The organism is Caulobacter sp. S45, from assembly GCF_009765965.1.
Classification (GTDB): domain Bacteria; phylum Pseudomonadota; class Alphaproteobacteria; order Caulobacterales; family Caulobacteraceae; genus CAHJWH01.
This window is the reverse complement of sequence record NZ_LMUL01000002.1, coordinates 18867-40477: the sequence shown is the minus strand read 5'-3', so window position 1 is coordinate 40477 and position 21611 is coordinate 18867. Positions and strand designations below refer to the sequence as shown.

20 protein-coding genes are annotated in these 21611 nt (G+C 68.8%); 17 read left to right on the top strand and 3 right to left on the bottom strand.

The features are described 5' to 3' along the window. The first annotated feature begins 66 nt into the window (after positions 1-66). The 16 genes from GSQ87_RS01210 to GSQ87_RS01135 all read left to right on the top strand — a co-directional run bounded on the left by GSQ87_RS01210 (position 67) and on the right by GSQ87_RS01135 (position 17637). Positions 67-393 (top strand): hypothetical protein, encoded by a 327-nt coding sequence (locus GSQ87_RS01210; protein WP_158912751.1) that lies wholly within the window; start codon positions 67-69, stop codon positions 391-393. A gap of 193 nt (positions 394-586) precedes the next feature. Then, positions 587-1498 carry a toprim domain-containing protein gene (locus GSQ87_RS01205; protein ID WP_158912750.1) on the top strand — a complete coding sequence of 304 codons (912 nt, stop codon included), beginning with the start codon at positions 587-589 and terminating at the stop codon, positions 1496-1498. A gap of 77 nt (positions 1499-1575) precedes the next feature. Continuing rightward, the gene (locus GSQ87_RS01200) at positions 1576-3582 is read left to right on the top strand and encodes a ParB/RepB/Spo0J family partition protein (protein WP_158912749.1); all 2007 of its coding nucleotides are present in this window, start codon (positions 1576-1578) and stop codon (positions 3580-3582) included. Positions 3583-3697: 115 nt separating this feature from the next. Continuing rightward, a complete protein-coding gene (locus tag GSQ87_RS01195) occupies positions 3698-3940 on the top strand; it encodes a hypothetical protein (RefSeq protein WP_158912748.1) in 243 nt (80 codons plus the stop codon). Positions 3941-4027: 87 nt separating this feature from the next. Next, entirely contained in the window at positions 4028-8287 is a 4260-nt protein-coding gene (locus tag GSQ87_RS01190) for a strawberry notch family protein (protein WP_158912747.1), read from the top strand. Between the two features lie 72 nt (positions 8288-8359). Next, on the top strand, positions 8360-8731 hold the full coding sequence (locus GSQ87_RS01185; RefSeq protein WP_158912746.1) for a hypothetical protein: 372 nt from the start codon (positions 8360-8362) through the stop codon (positions 8729-8731). After that, positions 8724-9449, top strand: a complete 726-nt coding sequence (gene radC, locus GSQ87_RS01180; RefSeq protein ID WP_158912745.1) for a DNA repair protein RadC — start codon at positions 8724-8726, stop codon at positions 9447-9449. Before GSQ87_RS01185 ends, radC begins: the two co-directional genes overlap by 8 nt. A 77-nt stretch (positions 9450-9526) precedes the next feature. Next, positions 9527-10009: a GcrA family cell cycle regulator gene (locus GSQ87_RS01175; protein WP_158912744.1), complete on the top strand. Its 483-nt coding sequence runs from the start codon at positions 9527-9529 to the stop codon at positions 10007-10009. Positions 10010-10207: 198 nt separating this feature from the next. Continuing rightward, a complete protein-coding gene (locus GSQ87_RS01170; RefSeq protein WP_158912743.1) occupies positions 10208-11140 on the top strand; it encodes a DUF2493 domain-containing protein in 933 nt (310 codons plus the stop codon). Between the two features lie 328 nt (positions 11141-11468). After that, positions 11469-11684, top strand: a complete 216-nt coding sequence (locus GSQ87_RS01165; RefSeq protein ID WP_158912742.1) for a hypothetical protein — start codon at positions 11469-11471, stop codon at positions 11682-11684. Between the two features lie 798 nt (positions 11685-12482). Then, positions 12483-12851 (top strand): single-stranded DNA-binding protein, encoded by a 369-nt coding sequence (locus GSQ87_RS01160; protein WP_158912741.1) that lies wholly within the window; start codon positions 12483-12485, stop codon positions 12849-12851. 401 nt (positions 12852-13252) lie between these two features. Next, positions 13253-13957 carry a ParA family protein gene (locus GSQ87_RS01155; RefSeq protein ID WP_158912740.1) on the top strand — a complete coding sequence of 235 codons (705 nt, stop codon included), beginning with the start codon at positions 13253-13255 and terminating at the stop codon, positions 13955-13957. Beyond that, complete coding sequence (locus GSQ87_RS01150; protein WP_158912739.1) at positions 13954-14346, top strand: stability/partitioning determinant; 393 nt, start codon at positions 13954-13956, stop codon at positions 14344-14346. The genes GSQ87_RS01155 and GSQ87_RS01150 overlap by 4 nt, the downstream gene beginning before the upstream one ends. Then, complete coding sequence (locus tag GSQ87_RS01145; RefSeq protein ID WP_158912738.1) at positions 14346-15359, top strand: replication initiator protein A; 1014 nt, start codon at positions 14346-14348, stop codon at positions 15357-15359. The genes GSQ87_RS01150 and GSQ87_RS01145 overlap by 1 nt, the downstream gene beginning before the upstream one ends. A 1157-nt stretch (positions 15360-16516) precedes the next feature. Further along, positions 16517-16930, top strand: a complete 414-nt coding sequence (locus tag GSQ87_RS01140; RefSeq protein WP_254062687.1) for a S26 family signal peptidase — start codon at positions 16517-16519, stop codon at positions 16928-16930. A gap of 14 nt (positions 16931-16944) precedes the next feature. Further along, complete coding sequence (locus GSQ87_RS01135) at positions 16945-17637, top strand: cell wall hydrolase (protein ID WP_158912736.1); 693 nt, start codon at positions 16945-16947, stop codon at positions 17635-17637. On the opposite strand, the gene GSQ87_RS01130 is transcribed toward GSQ87_RS01135, so the two are convergent. Then, entirely contained in the window at positions 17579-18250 is a 672-nt protein-coding gene (locus GSQ87_RS01130) for a hypothetical protein (protein ID WP_158912735.1), read from the bottom strand. The genes GSQ87_RS01135 and GSQ87_RS01130 overlap by 59 nt on opposite strands. 224 nt (positions 18251-18474) lie before the next feature. Here GSQ87_RS01130 and mobQ point away from each other — a divergent pair, with 224 nt between their 5' ends. Then, on the top strand, positions 18475-19968 hold the full coding sequence (gene mobQ / locus GSQ87_RS01125; protein ID WP_158912734.1) for a MobQ family relaxase: 1494 nt from the start codon (positions 18475-18477) through the stop codon (positions 19966-19968). Between the two features lie 10 nt (positions 19969-19978). On the opposite strand, the gene GSQ87_RS01120 is transcribed toward mobQ, so the two are convergent. Then, positions 19979-21226, bottom strand: a complete 1248-nt coding sequence (locus tag GSQ87_RS01120; RefSeq protein ID WP_158912733.1) for a type II toxin-antitoxin system HipA family toxin — start codon at positions 21224-21226, stop codon at positions 19979-19981. Beyond that, positions 21223-21552: a helix-turn-helix domain-containing protein gene (locus GSQ87_RS01115; RefSeq protein ID WP_158912732.1), complete on the bottom strand. Its 330-nt coding sequence runs from the start codon at positions 21550-21552 to the stop codon at positions 21223-21225. The genes GSQ87_RS01120 and GSQ87_RS01115 overlap by 4 nt, the downstream gene beginning before the upstream one ends. Positions 21553-21611 lie beyond the last annotated feature (59 nt).

The following is a 21611-nucleotide window of genomic DNA, read 5'->3' as shown; positions in this document are numbered from 1 at the left end:
CCTGGTCTTTCGAGGGCTGGCGGCCTCTTGGCGCCGCTTCAGAACGAATAGGCCTGCAGCCGCACCATGGACGATGCGCCCACCCTTTTCGGTCTTGCCGTCATCGCCGCCTATATCGCCCATGAAGTGGTGTTGGTCTGGCTGATCTTCGATCGCCGGCAGGTCTTCGAGCGGCGCACCTTTCGCCTGTATCTTGGCTCTCAGGTCGTGATGGCCATCCTCGCGCTGGCGGCCTTCTGGTCTTTGATCATCCATTCGGCTGATCTGTTCTTCGCCTTGGGCGCGGTCTCGATCGGGCTCTACGTCACGCGCGAAGTCCTGCTGGGTGCGGCGGGGCGTGCGGAGGTGACGGCCAAGGGCCCCTCCCTGTTCAAGCGGCGACCCCGAGACTGACCTGGGACCCTGAAGCCTACGGGTGGCGGGCTCTGACGGACATGGTTTCCTGGTCTGACGCAGGCTGGAGGGGGAGGTCTCCCCCTGCGGCCGAGCCCCGTCTCGTCCGACCCCCTCTGCGGGCGGACCCGCAACGCCCCGGGAGCAGGAGGAAGGGACCTGGGTGGCGGACGTTTGAAGGAGGTCGCCAGCCATGTCCCTGGTTCAGATCGTGCGCGCGCTTGGAGGGGAGCTCTATGAGGGCGGCCGGCGGGCCAATGTGCCCGCGCCCGGCCACAGCCGGTTCGACCGCTCGGTGTCGCTGCTCTATGAAAACGAGCGGGTGGTGGCCCACTGCTTTGGCGACGGCGACTGGAAGGCCGTGCTGGACGACCTGCGCGGCCGCGGCCTGATCGACGGCGAGAACCGCCCGACCAGCCTGGTGATCGGCTCCGCCGCGCCCCGCATCAGCGCACCGCCCGCCTCGCGGACTCTGCGCGTCGCCACGGCCCAGCGCCTGTGGGAGACCGGCCGCCCGCTCGGCCGCTCGCCGGCGGCGCAGTATCTGCGCCGGCGCGGCGTGACCCGCGCCCTACCCGGCCCCGACGCCGCCCGCTATCTGGCCGAGGCGCCGACCGCGGCCTACGCCGCCAAGAGCCGCACCCGCCCCGCGCTGATGTTGGGCGTGCGAGGGCCGGACGGGGGTTTGAGCGCCATTGAGCTGACCTACCTGACCCCTGGCGGCCATCGCGCCACGGACCTGAAGCTCTCGCGCAAGACCGTTGGGGTCATGCCGCAGGCCAGCGCGGTGCGCTTCGATACGCCGGGTCCCAAGCTGCTGGTGGCCGAGGGCGGGGTGACCACGTTGGTGGCGAGCCAGCGCTTCGGCCTGCCGGCTTGGGCGCTGCTGTCCACCTCCAACCTGCGCGGCTGGATCGCCCCGGAGGGCGTGGAAGCGGTGCTGATCGCCGGCGACAACGGGTCCGACGGCGAGGCCTCAGCGGCGCGCTTGGCCGTTCGGCTGGAAGATCAGGGCGTGGCGGCGGAGATGGTCTTCCCGCCCGCGCCGCACGGGGACTGGCCCGACTTGGCCATGGCCGAGACAGGGGGCCGGCGGCTGCTCTGAAAGGAGAGAGGAAGGGATCGGTGGGGTGCGCCGAAGGGGCAGGATGACCCTCGCCCAGGCGCTGGAGCCTGATCCTGATGACCGACGTTGTGACCGACACCGCTTCCCCTGCCGCCGCGCCCGCCGCCATGGCCCGCATCCAGGTGCGCCTGGGCGACCTGGGCCTGGCCAAGGAGAATCTGCGCTTCCACGAACCGGCCGACGACGGCGTGCCGCAGCTGGCCGACACCATCGCCGCCGCCGGCGTGGTGATCCCGCCGATCGTTCGCCCTGGCAAGAAGTCCGAGCAGGCCTTCATGGCCCTGGATGGGCGTCGCCGCCGCTTCGCCCTGATCGTGCTGCGCGAGCGCGGCGAGATTGACGACGACTACCTGGTGGACTGCCTGCTGGCCGAAACCCCGGCTCAGCAGATGGCCGCCATCGTCCTGCCCAACACCGAGCACGCCCCGGTCCACATCGCCGACGTGATCGTCGCCATCGGCAAGCTGCGCAAGGCCAAGATGGACACTCGCGCCATCTCCGCCGCCCTGGGCTACGCCGAACTGGAGATCAAGCGGCTGGAGGCGCTGTCGGGCGTGCACATCAAGGTGCTGACGGCGCTGCGCGGCGGCAAGCTGACCTTGAAGCAGGTGCGCTTGTTCGCGCGCCTGCCCGACAAGAAGCAGCAGGCCGAGATTGCCCAGTCGGCGCTCGACGGCCACCTGCAGGACTACCAGCTGCGCGCCATGCTGCATCAGGACAAGGTCACGGTGGAGGACGCGAGGTTCGCCCTAGTGGGCATGGATCGTTACGTCGCCGCCGGCGGCCGGGTCTCTTCGGACCTGTTCGGCGAGTTTCCTGACGCCTTGCTCGATCCGGAGATCCTGCAGACCGTTTGGCGCGACCGGGTCCAGCCCCTCGTCGACCATCTGCAGGCCGAGGCCCTGGCCGTGTTCGTCGGCGCCGATGGCGGGTTCGGGGCGCCGGACGGGTTCAACCGGGTGCCCTACCTCTACGAGCACCGGCTGAGCGACGAAGAGACGACCGCCCTGGAGGAAGCGCGCTACCGGGTGACGCAGGTTTCCAGCGCCCTGCAGGATCTCGATCCCGAGGCCGATGACGCGCCGGTGGCGCTCGGCCCGCTTCTCATGGCGATGGCGGCCGAGGCCGGCGTGGGATTGGTTCACGCCAAGATCGGCGCAGTGCTGATCTCGCCAGCCGCCGAAGGCTATGGGGTAAAGGCGACCTTCTACGCCGAGCCCCTGCCGATAGACGACCTGGCGGACGAGACCGAGGAGGACGGCGACGACGAGCCGGACGCGACCGTCACGCGCTACGGCCGTCAGGCCTACGACGACGTCGAGGTGCCCAAGGCCGATGTCGAGGTGGAGGGCTCCAGCCACGTCCTGCATGAGACCCGCACCGACGTCGCCACCCGCGGTCTGATCCGCGACCTGGCCGATGATCCGGGCGCGGCTCTGACCGTGCTGGTGGCCCAGCTCTTCAAGCAACTGGCCCTGCACAGCGCGGGCAGCCTGGAGGGGTCGGCCGCCCACATCTCGGCGACAGCCTATCGGCGCGGGAACACCTCGCCGATTGCGGCTCTGGACGGCGAGGTGCGCGATCGATTGGACGCCCGGCGCGCCGCGTACCGCGCGTCGGGACTTCGCCCCATCGCCTGGGTGGAAACCCTGCCGCACGGGCAGAAGATGGCGCTGATGGCCGAGCTGGTGGCCGTATCGCTGAACCTGCGTGAAGACCGGACCACCTCGATTCGCCACGCCGCCCGGGCCGAGGCCGCCGAGATCGCCGCGCTGTGCGCCGCGGATATCTCGGCCCATTGGACCCCCGATCACCCGTACCTCGCCGTCCACTCCAAGAAGCAGCTGACCGCGCTCCTGGAAGAGATGGGGATAGAGGACGACCGGGCGAAGACCTTGAAGAAGGACGACCTGGTGACCTTCGTCGCCGAGGCGGCGGCCGAGCGGCAATGGGCGCCGGCGGCGTTGTCCTGGGAGACGCCGGTTGTGGAGCAGGCGGTTGAGGCGAGCGCCGAGGCCGATGCCGCTCCAGACGATGCCGAGGTGCTGGCGGTCGCGGCCTAACCGCTCGGGGCCTTCACCCTTGAGCCCCCGCTTCACGGTGTGGGCTCTTTTTTTGCCCCGGCTGATGGTCGTGACTCCATGCTGTCGCGGGACCTGACCCCCAATGGAGACCCCCATGACCAATCTTGACGGCCGAGAAGACGAAGACTTGGCGATCCTGTTCCGCATCGCGCGCCATCCCCTGCCCGCCCCGCGCGACCCGCAGCTGGCCGCCGGTTGGGCCCACCTTGGCGTGGGACCCGAGCAACAGGCGGGCGACGCCGTCGCCGCCCTGGCCCGTGCGGCCACGGACCCCCTCCGCTCGCCGGCCAATCGCGCGCGGGCCGAGACCTATCTGGAGCGCCTGGCCGCCGCGTAAGGGGAGGAGGAGGCAGGGAGGGGACGGGGCGAGCCCGTCGGGACTGGAGGGAGGCGCCCTCCGCCGCGGGTGATCTGGACCCCGGTCATGAACGCTCTGCTTCCGCTCTTCACCATAGCCGCCGCCGGCGCGGACCATCATGCCGCCAACCTTCTTGCCGCCGCCCGCGCGCTGACCCCTCACCTCAACCGGTCGCGCGCGCTGGACCGCAAACTGGTGGCCGGCGTCATGACCACCACCTTCGGCGGATCCGACGCCGAAGGCGCCTGGTTGTGGCGGGACGCCTATGACGCCATCGAGGCGGCCTTGGTGTTCCAGCTGCGCCGGTTGGCGCCGCAGATCGGCCGCCTGGAGGACGCGCCCGCCGACATCGTCGCGCTTCTGGCCAACCTGTCCGGCCTGACCCTCACCCACACCCGCCGCTCGGAGGAGCAGGTGGCGTTGGACCAGTTCTCCACCCCGCCCGAGCTGGGCGCGCTGGCGGTTCTGGCGGCCCAAGTGCGTGCGGGGGACCTGGTCCTGGAGCCGTCCGCCGGCACCGGCCTTCTGGCCATTCTGGCCGAGGCCTGTGGCGGGACGCTGAGCTTGAACGAACGTGCGGCGAGCCGCTACGCCCTGCTCGAAGGTCTCTTCCCCCTGGCTGACCGCTCCCAGCACGACGCCGTCCACCTGCCGGACCTCCTGAAGACCTCGGGTGCGTTCCACGTCGCCCTGGTCAATCCGCCCTTCCAGCATCTTGAGGCCCATCTGGACGCCGCCTTGAATGGCCTGGCCGACGGCGGCCGACTGGCGGCCATAGTGCCGGCGCGTCTGTTCGACGACGCGGCGGCGTTGCGCGCGCTCGCCGCCCGCGGCCGCGTCGTGCTTCGCCTGCGGTTTCCCGAGCGGGCCTACGCCAAGCACGGGACCTCGGTGGAGACGGGCCTGCTGGTGGTCGACCGGGGCGGCGAGGCCGAGCCGATGGCGCCGGTGATCTCGGCCGACACCCTGGCCGACGCGGCCAAGTCGGCGGCTGGGATCGTCGCGCGACCGAGCGCCCAGGCGCGGCAGTTCCGCTCGCTCAACACGGTGGCCATCCTGGCGCCCCGGGCCCGCGCCCTCGCCGCGCCGGCGGGCCGATTGGCGTTCCTCGCCGATACTGCTCCGGTCGCCTACGAGACCTGTCCCTGGTCAGGCGAAGGCCACGACGTCGGCCTCTACCAGGCTTACCGGCTGGGCAGGGTGGTGTTCGCGCATTGCGCGCCCCACCCCTCCCCGCTCGTGGAATCTGGACCGATGGCCTCGGTGGCGCCGCCGGCGCCGACCTACCGGCCCATCTTGCCGACTGGCCTGGTCGCGGAGTCCAAGGTCTCCGACGCCCAACTGGAGACAGTGATCTACGCCGGCGAGGCGCACAGCCAACTGCTGCCGGGGGCGTGGATCCTCGGCGAGGCTCCGCACCTGGTGGTGCTGACCGCCGACGACCATCCGGGCGCAGTGCGCTTCCGCAAGGGCCACTTCCTCGGCGACGGCACCGGGTGCGGCAAGGGCCGGGAGATCGCCGGCGTGATCGCCGACAACCTGGCCCAGGGCCGTCGCCGCGCGGTCTGGCTGTCGAAGAACGATCCCCTGCTGGAGGACGCGCGGCGCGACTGGATGGCCATCGGCGGGACCGCGGCGGACATCACCCCGCAGTCGGCCTGGAAGCAGGCGGACGCCATCCGCATGGACCAGGGCGTCCTTTACACCACCTACGCCACCCTTCGGCAGCCGGCCCGAGGCGATCGGCCCTCGCGGCTCGACCAGATCGTCACTTGGCTGGGCGCGGACTTCGACGGGGTGATCGTGTTCGACGAGGCCCACGCGATGGCCAACGCCGCCGGCGGCGGCAAGGGTGCGCGCGGGACCAAGAAGGCTTCCCAGCAAGGCATGGCGGGACTGGCGCTGCAGAACCGCCTGCCCAATGCGCGGATCCTCTATGTCTCGGCGACCGGGGCCACCACGGCCGAAAACCTAGCCTACGCAGCCCGGCTCGGCCTTTGGGGCGGCCCTGAGGCCCCCTTCCCCACCCGCGACGCCTTCATGAACGCGGTCGAAACCGGCGGGGTCGCGGTCATGGAGCTGATCGCGCGGGAGCTGAAGGCCATGGGCCTCTACATCGCCCGCTCTCTGTCGTTCGAGGGGGTCGAGTACGAGGCGCTTCGCCATCCCCTCTCGGAAAACGACATCGGCGTCTGGGACGCCTGGGCCGACGCTTACCAGCTGATCCACAGGAACCTGCGCGCCGCCCTGGACGCGGTCGGGGTCAGCGAGGACGGCAAGCCCAAGTCCGGCCAAGCGGCGTCGGCGGTGATGTCGGCGTTCGAGGGGGCGAAGCTCCGCTTCTTCGGCCATTTGCTCTCGGGCCTGAAGGCCCCGTCCCTAGTGGCCTCGATCCGGGAGGACCTGGCGGCCGGCCGTTCCGCCGTGGTCCAGGTGGTCTCGACCAACGAGGCGGTGATGGAGCGGCGCCTGGCGGAAATCCCGCCTGAGGAGTGGAACAACCTCGCCGTCGACCTGACGCCCAAGGACCAGGTGCTCGACTATCTCATGGGTGCCTTCCCCGTGATGGCGATGCAGGCCGTGGAGGATGACAGCGGCGCGGTGACCATGGTCCCGGTGACCGACGAGGCCGGGCGGCCGGTGGCCAGCCAGGAGGCCCTCCGGCTTCGCGACGAGCTTGTCACCAACCTCGCCTGTCTGCCGGCCGTGCCCGGGGTGCTGGACGCGGTGCTGGACCACCTCGGGACCGAACAGGTCGCCGAGATCACCGGACGCTCGCGCCGAGTGATCGTCCGCGACGGCCGGCGCGTGGTTGAGCGCCGTAGCGCCTCGGCCGCCAAGGCCGAGACCGACGCCTTCATGGCGGGCAAGAAGCGGGTGCTGGTGTTCTCCGACGCCGGCGGCACGGGACGCAGCTACCACGCCGACCTTGCTGCCCAGAACCAGCAACGCAGGGTCCACTATCTGGTCGAGCCGGGCTGGCGCGCCGACTCCGCGATCCAGGGCCTTGGCCGGTCGCACCGGACCAATCAGGCTTGTGCGCCGCTGTTTCGGCCGGTGACGACGGATATCCACGGCGAGAAGCGGTTCACCTCGACCATAGCTCGGCGTCTCGACAGCCTGGGCGCCCTGACCCGGGGCGAGCGGCGGACGGCGGGCAACGGCCTTTTCCGCGCCGAGGACAATCTGGAAAGCCCCTTCGCGCACCGCGCCCTGCAGGCCTTCTACGTCGGCCTGCACTTTGGCAACGTCGAGGCGATGTCTCGGCCAACCTTTGAGGAGAAGACCGGTCTGCGGTTGCTCGATCATGAGGGCAATCTCAAGGACGCCGACGACATGCCGCCAATGAACACCTTCCTCAATCGCCTGTTGGCGCTGAGGATCGCCGACCAGAACGCGCTGTTCGCGGCCTTTGACGCGATCCTGTCCTCGATCCTGGAGCGGGCCGCTCAGTCCGGTCTCCTGGACCGGGGGATGGAGGACATCGTCGCCGACGACGTGGCGATCTTGGACGAGGAAGTGGTTCGCACAGATGCCGTGACCGGGGCCCAGACCAAGCTTCTGCGCTTCCAGGTGCGCACCCGGCGCGAGCTGACCTCGCCCGACGAGGCCCTGGCGGGTCTCGAGCGCGACGGCGTTGTGTTCGCGGTGAACAGCAAGTCCGGCCGCGCCGCCCTCGTGGTCCAAGGCCTGACCACAACGGACGACCAGGACCACCTGATCCCGGCCGTGCGCCTGATCCGCCCCGAGAAGCGGACGATCGCGTCGTTGAAGGGGTTCGAGGAATCGGCCTGGGAGGCGACCGGCGAGGCCGCGTGGCGCGGGGCCTGGGACAAGGAGGTGGCGGAGGCCGATCCGTGGATCACCCGCGACCTGGTGTTGGTCTCGGGCCTGCTGCTGCCGATCTGGACCCACCTGCCGGACAAGGGGACCTCGGTGCGGCGGTTGAAGGCTCCGGATGGGCGCCGTTGGCTCGGCCGCTTGATCGATCCTGGGCAGGTCCCCGCCCTGAAGGTGGCGCTCGGACTGTCCGACGTCGCCAACGCTTACGGCGATCCGCACCAGGTCTCCCGGCTCATCCTCGAAGACGGCGTGGCGCTCTGCCTGGCCGGCGGCCTGTGGCTGCGCCGCGCCAAGGTGATGGACCGTATGCGGATCGAGGTGGTGGGGGCTGCGTCCCAGCGGTCGTCCTTCGCGGCGCTTGGCTGTTTCACCGAGATCATCGCCTACACGCCGCGGGTGTTCGTGCCGGTGGAGCAGGCGCAGGTGCTGGCGGCGGTGCTGGCCAAATGGCCGCCGCAGTCGGTGCTGCCGAAGGCGGCGTAGGGAGCTTGGAGGAAGGGGTCCGGGAGGCGAGCCGGGCTGGGGAATGGTCCCCGCCCGACGCGGACGCCGGCCATGCTCTACCCCTTCCCGCCCAAGCCTGGGAGCTCCTCGCCGTGGGGCCCGATCCAAACCGTCACCCCGCTGGGGCCTGAGGCGGTGTCTGTAACGACCGCCTCGCATGGGGGCCTGCGCGTGTCCCTGACCGCGCTGGCCCGGATGCCCGATCCGGTCCGCTCGACCGCCTACAGCTGCGACGGCTGGTTCGAGGAAGATTGCGACTGGGCCCTGCCTTACCTCGCGCTGGGTCTGGACGCCTTCGAGGTGGACGCGGCGCGCGCCGCGGAGGTGTGGGCGGCTGCGGTCCGCACGGTCCAGCGTTACCACCCGTACCACGCCCAGTTGCTCGGCGTCGCCGCCTCGGCCGGAGAGCGGGCCGATGACTGAGCAAGGCGACCTATTCGCGGGCGGCGTCGCCGAGGCGTCGTCCAGGCCCGCCTTCGGGGGGGTTATTGGCTGCATCGACCTGCAACAGCGCTTCGTCGCCAGCGGCGTCGAAGGGCTCGATGAAGGCGACACCCTCGCCTTGGTGCTCTCGCGGTGCCTTGCGCCCGGCGCCGATCCTATCTTGGCGGCGGATGCGCTGCTTGGCCGCTTCGGCGGCGTCGGGCGGATCCTCGGTGCGGCCGAGGCGGATTTGGCCAGGGTGATTGGCGTGGACGCGGCGCGTCAGCTCAGCTTGCTGCACGCTCTGCTCCAGCGCGCGCTGGAGTATCCCCTGCGCCAGCGCACGGTGCTGTCCTCGTTCGATGCGGTCAGGTCCTACCTGCGGGTGCGTCTTGCGGCCTTGCCGCGGGAGGTCTTCCACGTGCTGTTCCTGGACAAGCGCAATTGCCTGATCGCCGACGAGTGTTTGGGCGTCGGCAGCGTCGACCACGCTCCGGTCTATCCGCGCGAGGTGGTGCGCCGGGCGTTGGAGCTGTCGGCCAGTGCGATCCTGCTGGCCCATAATCATCCTTCGGGCGACCCCACGCCCTCCCGAGCCGACATCGACATGACCAAGCTGGTGGTGGAGGCCGCCAAGGCGCTGCAGATCGTCGTGCACGATCATCTCGTGGTCGCGGGCGGCCAGGTGGCGAGCCTGAGGTCCCTTGGGCTGATGTAGGCGGTCTCCTCCGCGGGGAGGTGGAGGAAGGGCGGGGCTGGGTGCGCTCGATCCGAGCGCGTCTGGAGGATTCTCCCATGTCCGACCTCGCCTGGTCCGACGACCGTGTCACTACCCTCTCGAAGCTCTGGCTCGACGGGCTGTCTGCCGCGCAGATCGCAAAGCAGCTGGGCGGAGTCACCCGCAACGCCGTCATCGGCAAGGTCCATCGTTTGGGGCTGGGCGGTCGCGCGGTTCCCTCACGCCCAACCAAGCCGGCCAAGGTCCGGTCGGCCAGGCCAGCGGCTCCCGTCAGACGGCGCCTCGAACCACGACCGGTGTCGCCGACGCCCGCACCGTCGATGGAGGGCCCGGGTCTGATCACGTCGATGACCGCGCTGGGCGCCCACACCTGCAAATGGCCGATCGGCGATCCGAAGGCGGACGACTTCAGCTTCTGCGGGCGGCTGGCCCACGGCCCCTACTGCCCGTCTCATCGCGCCCAGGGGGTACGGGCGGGCGCGGCCTGGCGGGCGGATCGCGACCCGGTGGTTCGTCGGGCCTTGGCGGGTCTCGTTTAGGGCGCGCCCGACTGTCGGGTGCGGCGAGGCAGGTCAGGCCTTTGGGTGAGGCGCAAGCCCTTTGGCTCGAATGACCTCGCCACCATCCGGCGCCCGCCACAAGGGACGCTGCGCTCAAAGCCCTTGTGGCGAACGCCGTCTGTCGGCGCGGGCGGTCACGAGCCGACGGGCTCCCCCTCCAACCGACAGGACGATCCCATGCCCCTTCTCTCCCCCCTCCCTACAGACGACCGCTTGACGCTCTTCGAGTCCCAAGCGCTCGAACTGGAGGATCCGCGACCCTATCCGCAGGAAGACGCCTTGCTGCAGCTGGGCCATGGCCTGATGAACGAGGTTCTGGACCTGGTGACCGAGACCGCCCTGGAGGATGTCGCGGGCGTCGTCTGCGAAGCGCTGATCGGCGCCTTCCACTCCGCGGCGCAGCGCATCGAGCGCGACGGCGACAAAGCGCGAGACACCCTCAATGGTCTGGTGCGGGATTTCGATGGGTCGGAAATCCTCGACGTCGAGATCCAGGAAGCGACCCGCCGGGCCCGCGCGGCCGATGTGGCCACCCTGGCCCTGGAGCTGATCCGCGATGCGGCTTCGGCGAGCTACACCACCACCACGGGCGAGGTCTGGAGCCCCTGGAAGGGCTCGGTGAAGGCGTCGCGTACCACGGCCGCCCAGATTGACGCGCGCGAGGCTCTGCGGGCCCAGAAGGCCCGCAAACACCAGATCGCCCACCCGGGCTCAACGATCGTCGCCTTTCGCGCCGCGCCACAGGCCGATACGGCCGAGGACGCCGGGCGCATCTTCGATGCTCTGAACTGGGCGCGCAGCCAATGGCCCGACATGGCGCTCGCCACCTCGGGCGCGCGAGGCGGCGAGAAGCTGGCCATCAAGTGGGCCAACCAGAAGGGCGTCACCTTGGTGCTGGCCAAGGCGGACTTCGACGGCAACGGCCGGGCGGCCCCGTTCCGGGCCAACGATCAGATGCTCGAGCTGGATCCGGTCTGCGTCCTCACCCTGGCCAATTCGGTCAACCCGGGTCGAAGCGAGGGCATGCATGACTTCGGACCTGCTTTGAACCTGGGTCAGAAGGCCAACGAACGGGGCATTCGTCACCATCCGGTTCGGGCCAAGGCCTGACACCCCGGCGAGGCGGCGGCCGAGAGGTCGCCGTTTTTCGCGTTTTCGAAGCCGGTTGGTGTTCCGCGAGGGGCCTACCAAGGCGCCGAGGTTTCTCCGGCCAGGGCGCGGGCTGACCGCGATCGACATGCAAACCTGGAACGGGGCCGTCCGGCCACAAGGCGACCTCGCTTGGCGAGGCGGCGTCGGCGGACCCTCCGGCCTTCCGTTGCTGCGCGCCGTGCAGGCCGGTTTCCGCCGCCGCCGACCTTGTGGCCGGCCCCTCTCCCCGCCCCGGCCGGTCGCATGATCGCGGGATGAGCCCGCAGATCCAGACGGGAGATGGACGATGGCGAGCATGGCGATGGCGCAGGCGGTGTTGGAACACGCCAATCAATTCTACGACGTTGACTGCTGGTACGTGGTCGCCGAGTGCTGGGACGTCTGGTCGGTGCTCGAGGAGCTGGACCGGCAGGAAGAGATCACCTGCACGATCTTTCAACTCGAGGCGGGCGCCATTTCGCATTTCGCCAAGCTGATCGCGGTCGATCGAACCCTTCACTGAGGGGGCGCGGACGGCTCTGATGGCGGCACTCTCGGGCGCCGCCGTCGTTGTGTTGTTGAACAGGCGGGGAACACTTTCCAACGGCTAGGGGGTCAGGCCGGGTGGGGCGCCGCCGGTTGAGGTTGGTGATTCGTTCTGTCGGCGGTTCAGTCCGCCGGGCTTTGCGCCGCCCGTTTCCCCGCCGGCGAGGATGGCAGGCGGTGGCGCGATGGGGCCGGCGTCGCCAGAAGGTGCCCGAGCTTGCGGGCTTCGGTGGAGGGTGGCCCCCCATATCCTGGCGGAATTCACGGCGGCCAAGTGGGTGGGGGCGTTGGTGAAGGTCTTCGGTGGAGCAGCCTTGGCCCGGTTAGGGGTCTGGGTTTCCTGCCCGGGGTGGCCGGTTCATCCCAGGTCCGGTCGGTTTGGCGTTGCGCCCTCCCCTTCCCTCTCGTGGCGCCTGTGCCTTTCGTCGCTGGATCGCCAGGGTGGCCTTGGCCGATTGCGGCTCTGATCTCGGGCGGCGAAGGTTCAGTGGGGCGTTGAGGCCCGCTTTCGCTCTTCCCCGGTCAGCCGCGGCGGCAGACGTTCCCGCGCGATCAATCACGTAAACCTAGGCCGGGTCGCTCGGGGTTGAAGCCGACCTCGCCAGCGAGGCGGCCGGCCCGGACCCTCCGGTCTTCGCAGCTAGCGCCGCTGCAGACCGGTTTCCAGCCCCGCCGAGCTTCATCCCCTCCCTTGTCCCCGTCCTGGGCGGTCTCGTGATCGCGGCAGGGACCGCGGGCCGCCCGGGCTCTTCTGGGCGGAAGATGGAGAAAGACGATGCTCAACAAGGTCCAACTGATCGGCTTCACCGGCGCCGAAGCTGAAGTCCGCACCACGGCGGGCGGCAAGAAGGTGGCGACCCTGCGGGTGGCGACGAGCCGCTACACCAAGAAGGAAGGGGCGAAGAAGGACTACACGACCTGGCACACCGTGGAGGTCTGGAACGCCGGCACCGTGAAGTGGCTGGAAGGCTGCAGCCTGCCGACCGGGACCAAGGTGTTCGTCGAAGGCGAGATCCGTCACGACCGCTACACCGACAAGGACGGCGTCGAGCGCTTCTTTTCCAAGGTGGTGGTGGCCACGCCGCAGCACGAGTTGAAGTCCCTCGACAAGCCCGACCAGAAAGAGGTCGTCGAAGCGGCATGAGCCCCCTGCCCTGCCCCGCCCGGCGTTCGCCGGGCGGGGTTTTCGGTGGCAAGCGAAGTCAAGTGGTCGGAATAGTAGCTACTAGATAGCTACCGGGAAGCGTCCTGTTAGGGGCTTCCGAGGGCGGGCCGAATCGTCTAGGGTCGTCAGGAGGTTATCAGCGTCTTTGCCGCTTGGAATGGGTCACCTTCTCGGGGCTATTAAACTGGTAGCTACCAGATAGCGGGCTTCCAGATAGCTTCTCGAAAGCTTCCGGTAACCTTTCCGAAAGCTTTCGAGTTGATAGGCTTCCTGGAAGCTATCGGTTGTCGAGGCAAGGTGGCGAGTGCCGCCGGGCTCAGAGAATCGGTGGATACTAGATAGCTACCTGGTAGCGACCAGGCGGCGGCGCGGAGGTCCTTATGCCAACGATCGCCTTCATCTCGCCCAAGGGCGGGGTCGGAAAAACCACAGCGGCCACCATCCTGGCGACCCAGCTGGCGCGCCGCGCCCCGGTCATCATGATCGATGCGGATCCCAACCAGCCCGTGGATTCCTGGGCCAAGCTCGGCAATACGCCCGAGAATCTGTCTGTGGTCACGAAGGTCACCCAGGAGACCATCCTCGACCAGATCGATGAGGCGGCCACCAAGGCCCCGTTCGTCATCGTCGACTGCGAGGGCACCTCGTCCCTGACTGTGGCCTATGCGATCAGTGCGGCGGACCTGGTGATCGTGCCGACCCAAGGCTCGCAGCTCGACGCCAAGGAAGCTGCGCGCGCGCTGTCGCTGGTCAAGAAGCAGGAACGCACGACGCGGCGCACCATCCTGCATGCGGTGTTGCTCACCCGCACGGCCGTGGCGGTGCGCTCGCGCAGCCTGGCCCACGTGCAGAGCGAACTGAAGAAGCATGGGGTGCGGATGTTCGAGTCCGAATTGAACGAGCGCGAAGCCTTCCGGGCGATGTTTTCGTTCGGCGGAGCCCTGGAGACGCTGGACCCGGCCGCAGTGCGCAACATCGAGAAGGCCGTGGCCAACGCGCGCACCTTCACCAACGAGGTCCTGAGGCTGCTTCGCGAAGCGGCGGAATCGGCGGAAGCCGAGGGTAGGGGAGGGCAGGCGGCATGACCGAGCGGGCATCGATCTTCAGCGACGACGAAGACGACCTGGACGTCGCCGGGTTCAAACCCGCCGCGGCGCCCCGTCCGCGCGACCCGCAAGCGGTCGCCGCCGTGCGCCAAACCGCCGAATCCAGGGGCTTCGTGAGCCGCGAGGCCGCGCCGGCTGCGGCACCTAGGCCGGTCGCCATCGCCGCGCCGGCCGCCGAGCCGATCGCGCAGGAGGCCCGTCTGCGCCGGCGGCGCACCGGGCGTGACAAGCAGTTGAACGTCAAGGTGACGGACGCCTGCCTCAATCAGTTCTACGCGCTGGCCGACGCCAATGGCTGGGGCCTGGGCGAGACGTTCGAGCGGGCCCTGGCCGCGCTCGAGGGCCAGATTACCGGCAAGACCGTCTGATGACGCAGCGCCAGGATCCGCATCCCATCCGCGACTTCTTCGTGGGCGACCTGGTCGACTATGCGCCCAAGGACAGCCGCGACATGATGGAGCGGCCGTTCTTCTCGCTGCAGAAGCGCAAGCGCAACATCCCGATCGAGTACGAGAGCGAGGACAAAAGCGTCTATGTGAAGGTCACGCCGAACCCCAACTACGGCATGGCGACGATCTGGGACGCCGACATCCTGATCTGGTGTATTTCCAAGATCATGGCCGACATCGACCGGGGTCGAAACGACATCGAGCGGACCATCTACACGACGCCTTACGAGCTGCTGAAGGGCATCGCTCGCGGCACCAGCGGGGCCGACTATCGCGACCTGATGAACGCGCTTCGGCGCCTGCGAAACACCGAAGTCGAAACCAACATCCGGCCCGGTCCGCGGCGCAAATACGCGGCCTTCAAGTGGATCGAGGACACCGAAGGGGAGGGGGCTGACCCCAACGATCCGACCCAGCTGCGATCCATCTCGCTCACCATCCCGCGCTGGCTGTTCAACGGCCTGCGCGAGTCCGGCGGCGTGCTCACCCTGGACCGCGAATATTTCCTCCTCACCGGGGGTCTGGAGAAGGCGGTTTACCGCATCGCCCGCAAGCACGCCGGCTCGCAGGAGCAGGGCTGGACGGTCAAGATCAAGACGCTGCAGCAGAAGACCGGCAGCGAGGAAGTCGTGCGCAATTTTGCCCTCAGGGTGCGCAAATTGGCCGCCAAGGAAGGCACCGAGCAGCAGCTCCCGCGCTATCGGATGACGATGACCAAGACCAACGATGGCAGTGAGGCGGTGCACTTCGTGGACCGCGACATCGCCGATGCCGTGGCCTTGATGAAACAGGAAAAAGCCCGCGAGGCGCGTCAGGCCCGCATCGCTCAAGAGGATGCGCGCGCTGCCTTAATCGACGGGGGAAAAAACCCGCGACAACTGACACTTACGGGAATTGATGAAGCTGCCGTGGCGACACGGCGGCGGCGCTGAGGGCGCCGAAAGAGGCTGAAAAAGCCGACGTGGTTTCGAGTGCAAGCAGCGCTCGAAAGGCGATTTCTCGTCAGGCGAAAGGTCAGGATACCGCCTTTGTCAGCCACGATTCTGGGCGGGAGTCCACGCCGGCAGGCCGGCCAGGGTCATTCCGACCGCCGAAATGGCGGTTTTCGCCTCCAACGGGGCCTAACCCCATCGTGGTATCGAGTGCAGGCCGCCGACAGCGCCCGCGCTGGCTCGGTCAGGCGCGCCGTCGTGGTTTCGAGTGCAGCCGATTCGCGACCTTGGACGGCCGGACACTCGTGGTTTCAGATGCAGCCATGGATTTCGGGGTGGGCGCGGACGCATCGTGGTTTCAGGTGCAGGGCATGTCGTGGTTTCGGATGCAGCCCCACTCGTGGGAACAGGTGCAGGACTATTCGTGGTTTCAGGTGCAGCCCGATTTTGAGATTTTGCCGTGTTATCGGATGCAGTTGAGCGCGTGGTTTCAGATGCGGGCGCTTCGTGTCTTCGAATGCAATAGCACGTGGTATCGAAGGCGCCCCCGTCGCCCAACCCGTTGATTTACGGGTAGAAAACGGCCTAGTTTCCGGGCTTAACCTTCTAACTTCCCTATATCTAACAGAATCTCTCTAACTGCGACCGCCTGTGGAAAACCCAGCCGAAGGACTCTTTTATCTCCGCCTCTTGGGGGCTACGCCCCCGCCGGCTCGCTCGCAAAGCTCGCCCCAGAACGCTTCGCGTTCTTCCCACCCGGCAACCCCCAGGATCGTAGAAAGACCCAAGACCAAAACCCAAAACCAGCAACCGACACAACCGTCGCAATTGCCTTCGAGGAAGGCAGCGTTTTCTGTCGGTGTGAGGCTGGGGAGGTCAGCGGCGGCGGAAACGGCGCTGTGGGTCGGAATCCGGGGCGTGCGCCCTGGTCGCCGTCTTTTTCGGGGTGGTGGTGAGGGCGGAGCATGAACCGGCCTCTACGACGCTTGTTTTCGACGGGCGATCTGGCCCGGCGCCGCAGAGGACACTCACCAACCCTGCATCTTGGCTTTGGCGATGGGATTCGGCCGCGCGAAAATCGTCTGTGGCTGGGGGCAGCCCTGACTGTCGGGGTTTTGACGGCCGCAAGCGGCCCATTGGCGGGTCCGGCGCCGCTGGTGCTGGTCAACATCACGCCGAGCGAGCCGCCCGGCCTCTATCTGCGGGCCGCGGGACCCGTGCGATTGGACGCGCTGATCGCCTTTGCGCCGCCTGCCGTGGCAAACCGGGTGGGCGACGGCCACCTCCGGCGATTTCATAGTTTTCTCAAGCGCGTGGCGGCCGTCGGCGGCGACCATGTGTGCTCGGATGGGCGGACCGCCCGGATAAACGGCGCCCTGGCCGGTCCTGTCGCGCAACAGGACGCGAGGGGCCAGCCGCTACCCCGTTGGATAGGGTGTCGCCGTCTTGCGCTGGGCGAGGTCTTCGTCCTCTCCACCCGCGTGCCCAACAGCTTCGACAGCCGATATTTCGGGCCCGTGCCGGTCGGCGCCGTGATCGGCGTCTACCGGCCGCTCTGGGTGCGCGCGTGAGGTTGCGGCCCCTCATGACGCTTGCCGTCGGCGCCGCCGCCGCGATGCTCGGCGCCTCGAACGCCATCGCCGCCACACCGTCCCTGACGTTGAGCCTAGAAGACCGCGACGCGCTGACGCGCGTCGCGGTGGCTGAGGCGGGCAACCAGGGCGACAGCGGGATCGCCGCCGTGGTGCAGACCATCCTCAATCGGCTCGTGTCGGGCGGATGGGGCGTGACTGTTGAGGCGGTCGTCGATGCGCCCCACCAGTTTGAACCGGTGGCGCGGGTCGGCGGAGATTGGCGGCGCCTACCGGCGCCCACGCAGGCCCAAAGCGCCCGTGTCGACACCATTCTGGCGCTGGTCGCCGACGGACGGATGCCGGACTTCGTCGGCGGCGCGCTCTACTTCCAGAACCCGAGGATCGTGGCGTCGCGTATCGCGGCGGGGACCACACCGGCGGACCGCTTGAATTTTGGCGGGCGAGCGCCGCTGGCCGTGGTGGGAGATCACGCATTTTACGGTGGCCCGGTCCCGCAGGATCGGATCGACAAGACCGTGGCGGCCGATCCGATCTTCATCGGCAAGCCGGCGCAGGCGATCCCACCCGCTGAGGCCCAGGACGCGACGACACAAGCGCCGCCGACCCCGCCCGAACGCGGGATTTTCATTCTTGCGAACGGTCGCCTGACGGAGGACCTACCGCGTCCGGCGAGCGATCACTGACGTTGTCCTTGGTGATCCGGAGCCCCTTGTAGTCAGGGTGGACGCGGCCTCCGCGGACCGTGGTCGAGCGCGCGGACTTAGGGATCAGAGTGTCGAAGTCGGGCAGGGCAGGGGGCTCGGCGCCTTGACCCGCTTCCTCGCGGACCGGCTGCAGATCGATCCCGAACGCTTCCAGAATAGCCAGCCGGTCCTGCGGCCGCTCGACCCGCCGATCGAGGATGTCGCGAAACCGGTCGAGTAGGTCCGCGTCGCCAAGGTCGCGCGCCTCCGCATAGAGCGCCGCGCCCATGACGATCTTGGCGCGGGTTTCTCGCTTGCGGTTGAGCTTGGAGAGTACGGCTTCGAGCCGTTCCACCCGCGCTTTCAGCACCTCCAGTCGGCGCTCCGGATCTTCGATCTGTGAGAGCGGGGTGATTGAGCCGTGGCGATTGCGCGGGAGCGAGCCGGTGGCGGCGGCGATCTCCTGGCGGGCCCGGCGTTCACGTTCGGCGAGTTGCACGGCCAGGCGGGCGAGGCGGCGTTGCCGCTGCTCTTCGGTCTCGCGGTCTTTGCGGCGTCTCGGCTCGGCGCCGATCTGGGGCAGGCTCAGCGGGCGGGCGGCGGTGTCAGCCATGCTTTGCGGACTCCAACGGCGGCGAGAATCCCCCCATGGTCGGACGGGTTCTGGCGTGCGGTGTTGACAATGGCGCAGTTACAGGTTGCTGTGCAACCCCTGCGGTCGGGCGATCCCGACACCCCTCGATCCCCGCCCGTTGGCGAGGTCGAGCCAAGGGGCGGGCCCCTTAGCGATCCAGAGCGGCGATAGGCGCCGTTCAAGCCAGGGAGCCGATCTCGCCGATGGCGCTCTATCGTCTGGAAGTGCAGGGGATTCAGCGCGCCCAGGGGCGCTCGGCGGTGGCGGCTGCGGCTTACCGCGCCGGCGCCGCCCTCTACGATCAGCGCCTGGAGATGGCCTTCGACTATTCGGCGCGGGGCGGCGTCGAGCACACCGAAATCATGGCCCCTGAAGGCGCCCCCGCCGCGCTGCTCGATCGCCAAGGCCTGTGGAACGCCGCAGAGCTCTCGGACAAGCGGTCGGATTCGCGGCCGGCGCGCGAGATCCTTCTGGCTCTGCCGCACGAGCTGGACGCTGAGCAACGCCTGGCCTTGGTTCGGGCGTTCGTGGCCGAGCATGTCGTCGCCCATGGCATGATCGCCGATGTCGCGTTGCATGGCCCGGACAAGGCGGGCGATCAGCGTAACCACCACGCCCACATCCTGGTCACGACCCGCGAGATGACGCCGGAGGGGTTCGGCCGGAAGGTCGAGGCCTGGACCAAACCGGAGTTGGTCCGCCACTGGCGTGAAGGCTGGGCGCGGGTGCAGAACGAGCACCTGCAAAGGGCGCTAGGCCGGACGGCGCCGCAGGTCACCGACAAGAGCCTGGCCGACCAGGGGATCGAGCGCGATCCAACCATCCATCTGGGTCCGTCCGCGTCGGGCATGGAGCGGCGCGGCGAGCGGTCGGATCGGGGCGATGTGAACCGCGCCATCCATGAGACTGCGGCCGAGCGCCAGAGCCTCGAGAAGGACCTCGGCAAGACCGAGGACGAAGTGGTCGGCAAGGCGCCGAAATCGGCCCGCGGCGCGCAGGCGCTCGCCGACGAGTTCGCCGCGCTGCATGGCGATCTTCTACGCGAGCATGGAAGACTGTCCCAGGCCCGCGAAGCTATCGTGGTATCGGGTGCGAAAAGCCCCCGCGCCGTGGCGGCCGAGGTGCTGCAGCCGGCGCGTCGGGAACAGGTGCTGGCCAAGGCCCGATTGGAGCGCGTGGAGGGCCGGGTCGGATCGGTACGGACGCGGCGAAATGCCCTGGCCCGATGGGTGCGAAATCCAGCCCGGATGATTTGGGCCAAGCACGCCGAGCTGAACGCGATTGCGGAGGCCAAAGCGGCCCTCCGGCTGGCCTCGGCGCGGCTCGCCGCTCGGCAGGCCTGGCTGCGGTCAGAGCCGGGGCAGATCTACGTCGCTAAAAACATCGCGCCGGCGGGTCTTTCGGCGCAGGACGCCTATCGCCAGAAGCGCACCTTGGAGCGACGGATGAAGCGCATCGCCAAGCGCGCCGAGGCGGTCGAGAACGTGAGGGTCAAGGCCCTGATCGCGCGCGAGCTGGGACACCACACCCTTGAGGTCCCCTCCAAGACGGGGGGGACCACCCAGTTCGTTCGGGCGATGGACGCCTCCACCCTGTCGGCGATCCGCCAGCATACCCCCGACGCCCAGCGCCGCGCCTACGACCGAGTGAAGGCCCAGCAGCGCGTCCGACCCCGCGGGCCCGTTCCCGACCTCTAGGGCGATCAAATCAAAGGCGTAGCGCGCGCTCCAGATCGGCGTGCTCGAAGGCGCTCGACATGCGCTTGATCTCGGCTTGCCGCGCGCCGCGCCCTTCGGCCGCTTTGCGCCACCCCGCCACGACACGCCCGACTTCGCCGACGATCGCATTTGCGTCGGCCGGCGCCAGGGCGAAGAACTCGGCCACCTGCAGCACCAGGTCGAGGTCACAGGTCCCATCGTCGACGTCGATGTTGGTGGTGAGAATCCGTGGCTTCAGGTCGGTCGGCGTGGGGTTGAGATCGTAGGCGGGGGAGAGCACCCAGCCGCCCGCGCCGCGCCACAGGAAGCCGTGGTTGCGCAGATGGTCGTCGACGTTGGAGACCAGCACGTTGAAGACCATCCGTCGGTAAAGCTGGGCAGCGTCGGCGCGGGCGTCGGCGCCGTGCTGCGTGAGCACGTCGACCAGCTCGGGATAGGAGGCGTGTTCGCCGTCCTTCAAGCCCATCATCGAAAGGGCCGACAGGAAGGGGATACGGGCCTCTCCCTCGCGGTCGAATCGGCGCGACAGCAGGACAGCGCGGCCGCCGACCTCGAGCAGCTCGTGTTCGGAGGTGCGGACGCCGGCAGCGCCCGCCAGATCGAGCGCGATCGCCTCCCAGCGCTCGACCGAATAGTCGTCGGTCTCCTTCGGGAATTTGGCGATGGCCAGACGACCATGCTGGTCGATCACCGAGGCCTTGGGCCGGGCGCCGCCGAGGGACGAGCCCGGGGCGAAGATCAGCTGGAGGTCCTCGTCGGTCTCTTCGTCGCGTAGAATGCGCTCCGTGACGCCCATCAGGCGGCCCAGATCGATCAGTCCCGGCACGCCGGCGGCGGTCGGCGCCTGGAACACGTCCTGGCCGACCTCGCGGAAGCGCAAGGCGCCGAGCCGAGAGACATCGGAGACTCCCAGCAGATAGTCGGCTTCGGCCAGGGTCCGAGGTGGGCGTCCCTCCTGGTCCGCGCGGCGCCGTTCGGCGCGCTGCATCAGGCGCCGGCCCCAGGTGTCGGGCGCCGAGTCGCCGATCGAACCGAAGAAGCTTTGGCCAGCGGCGGGCACGAAGGGGCCGGGGCCCATGGCTAGGGCCGGCTCGAGCGAGAAGCGCTGCGGGTCGGCCAGCCAGTCGGCGTGGTACTCGAAGACCACGCTCTCGCCGCCGCGCCGCGGCGTGCGACGCAGGGTCCCGACGCGCCTCGGGCCGCCGGGCAGTTCGATGTGGACCTCGATGTCGCTCATTGGGGGCTCGTCTTGGAGCGGCGGACCCGCACGCGTTCGGGCAGTTTGTCGGCCGAGAGTTGCTGGCCGACAGTGTCGCGCGCGGGATCGGCCAGGGTGCCCAGGTGGTCCAGCAGGCCCAGGGCGTTGAGGACGGCGGCGTAGATGCCGATGCCGACGCCGTCGTCGCCTTCCTCGATCCGCTGCAGGGTGGGGCGGCTGGTGAAGGCGCGTTCGGCGACGATCTCGGCGGTGAGGCCGCGGCGTTTGCGTGCGTCGCGCAGATCGCCGCCCAGCTTCTGTAGGGCGCGACGGACAGCGAGGGGCGGGCGGTGAGGTGTCGGCATGTCAACATCGCTTTGCGGTAAGTCTGGTTAGTGCAATACGATGTTTACACGAAGAAGAA

What these genes read in the sequence shown, in the direction of transcription:
- GSQ87_RS01200 (WP_158912749.1), top strand. Translation starts at nt 1,576, where the DNA reads ATGACCGACGTTGTGACCGACACCGCTTCCCCTGCCGCCGCGCCCGCC.
- GSQ87_RS01175 (WP_158912744.1), top strand. Translation starts at nt 9,527, where the DNA reads ATGTCCGACCTCGCCTGGTCCGACGACCGTGTCACTACCCTCTCGAAG.
- GSQ87_RS01115 (WP_158912732.1), bottom strand. Translation starts at nt 21,552, where the DNA reads ATGCCGACACCTCACCGCCCGCCCCTCGCTGTCCGTCGCGCCCTACAG.
- GSQ87_RS01150 (WP_158912739.1), top strand. Translation starts at nt 13,954, where the DNA reads ATGACCGAGCGGGCATCGATCTTCAGCGACGACGAAGACGACCTGGAC.
- GSQ87_RS01135 (WP_158912736.1), top strand. Translation starts at nt 16,945, where the DNA reads ATGACGCTTGCCGTCGGCGCCGCCGCCGCGATGCTCGGCGCCTCGAAC.
- GSQ87_RS01155 (WP_158912740.1), top strand. Translation starts at nt 13,253, where the DNA reads ATGCCAACGATCGCCTTCATCTCGCCCAAGGGCGGGGTCGGAAAAACC.
- GSQ87_RS01195 (WP_158912748.1), top strand. Translation starts at nt 3,698, where the DNA reads ATGACCAATCTTGACGGCCGAGAAGACGAAGACTTGGCGATCCTGTTC.
- GSQ87_RS01190 (WP_158912747.1), top strand. Translation starts at nt 4,028, where the DNA reads ATGAACGCTCTGCTTCCGCTCTTCACCATAGCCGCCGCCGGCGCGGAC.
- GSQ87_RS01210 (WP_158912751.1), top strand. Translation starts at nt 67, where the DNA reads ATGGACGATGCGCCCACCCTTTTCGGTCTTGCCGTCATCGCCGCCTAT.
- GSQ87_RS01145 (WP_158912738.1), top strand. Translation starts at nt 14,346, where the DNA reads ATGACGCAGCGCCAGGATCCGCATCCCATCCGCGACTTCTTCGTGGGC.
- mobQ (WP_158912734.1), top strand. Translation starts at nt 18,475, where the DNA reads ATGGCGCTCTATCGTCTGGAAGTGCAGGGGATTCAGCGCGCCCAGGGG.
- GSQ87_RS01120 (WP_158912733.1), bottom strand. Translation starts at nt 21,226, where the DNA reads ATGAGCGACATCGAGGTCCACATCGAACTGCCCGGCGGCCCGAGGCGC.
- GSQ87_RS01160 (WP_158912741.1), top strand. Translation starts at nt 12,483, where the DNA reads ATGCTCAACAAGGTCCAACTGATCGGCTTCACCGGCGCCGAAGCTGAA.
- GSQ87_RS01170 (WP_158912743.1), top strand. Translation starts at nt 10,208, where the DNA reads ATGCCCCTTCTCTCCCCCCTCCCTACAGACGACCGCTTGACGCTCTTC.
- GSQ87_RS01185 (WP_158912746.1), top strand. Translation starts at nt 8,360, where the DNA reads ATGCTCTACCCCTTCCCGCCCAAGCCTGGGAGCTCCTCGCCGTGGGGC.
- GSQ87_RS01205 (WP_158912750.1), top strand. Translation starts at nt 587, where the DNA reads ATGTCCCTGGTTCAGATCGTGCGCGCGCTTGGAGGGGAGCTCTATGAG.
- radC (WP_158912745.1), top strand. Translation starts at nt 8,724, where the DNA reads ATGACTGAGCAAGGCGACCTATTCGCGGGCGGCGTCGCCGAGGCGTCG.
- GSQ87_RS01165 (WP_158912742.1), top strand. Translation starts at nt 11,469, where the DNA reads ATGGCGAGCATGGCGATGGCGCAGGCGGTGTTGGAACACGCCAATCAA.
- GSQ87_RS01130 (WP_158912735.1), bottom strand. Translation starts at nt 18,250, where the DNA reads ATGGCTGACACCGCCGCCCGCCCGCTGAGCCTGCCCCAGATCGGCGCC.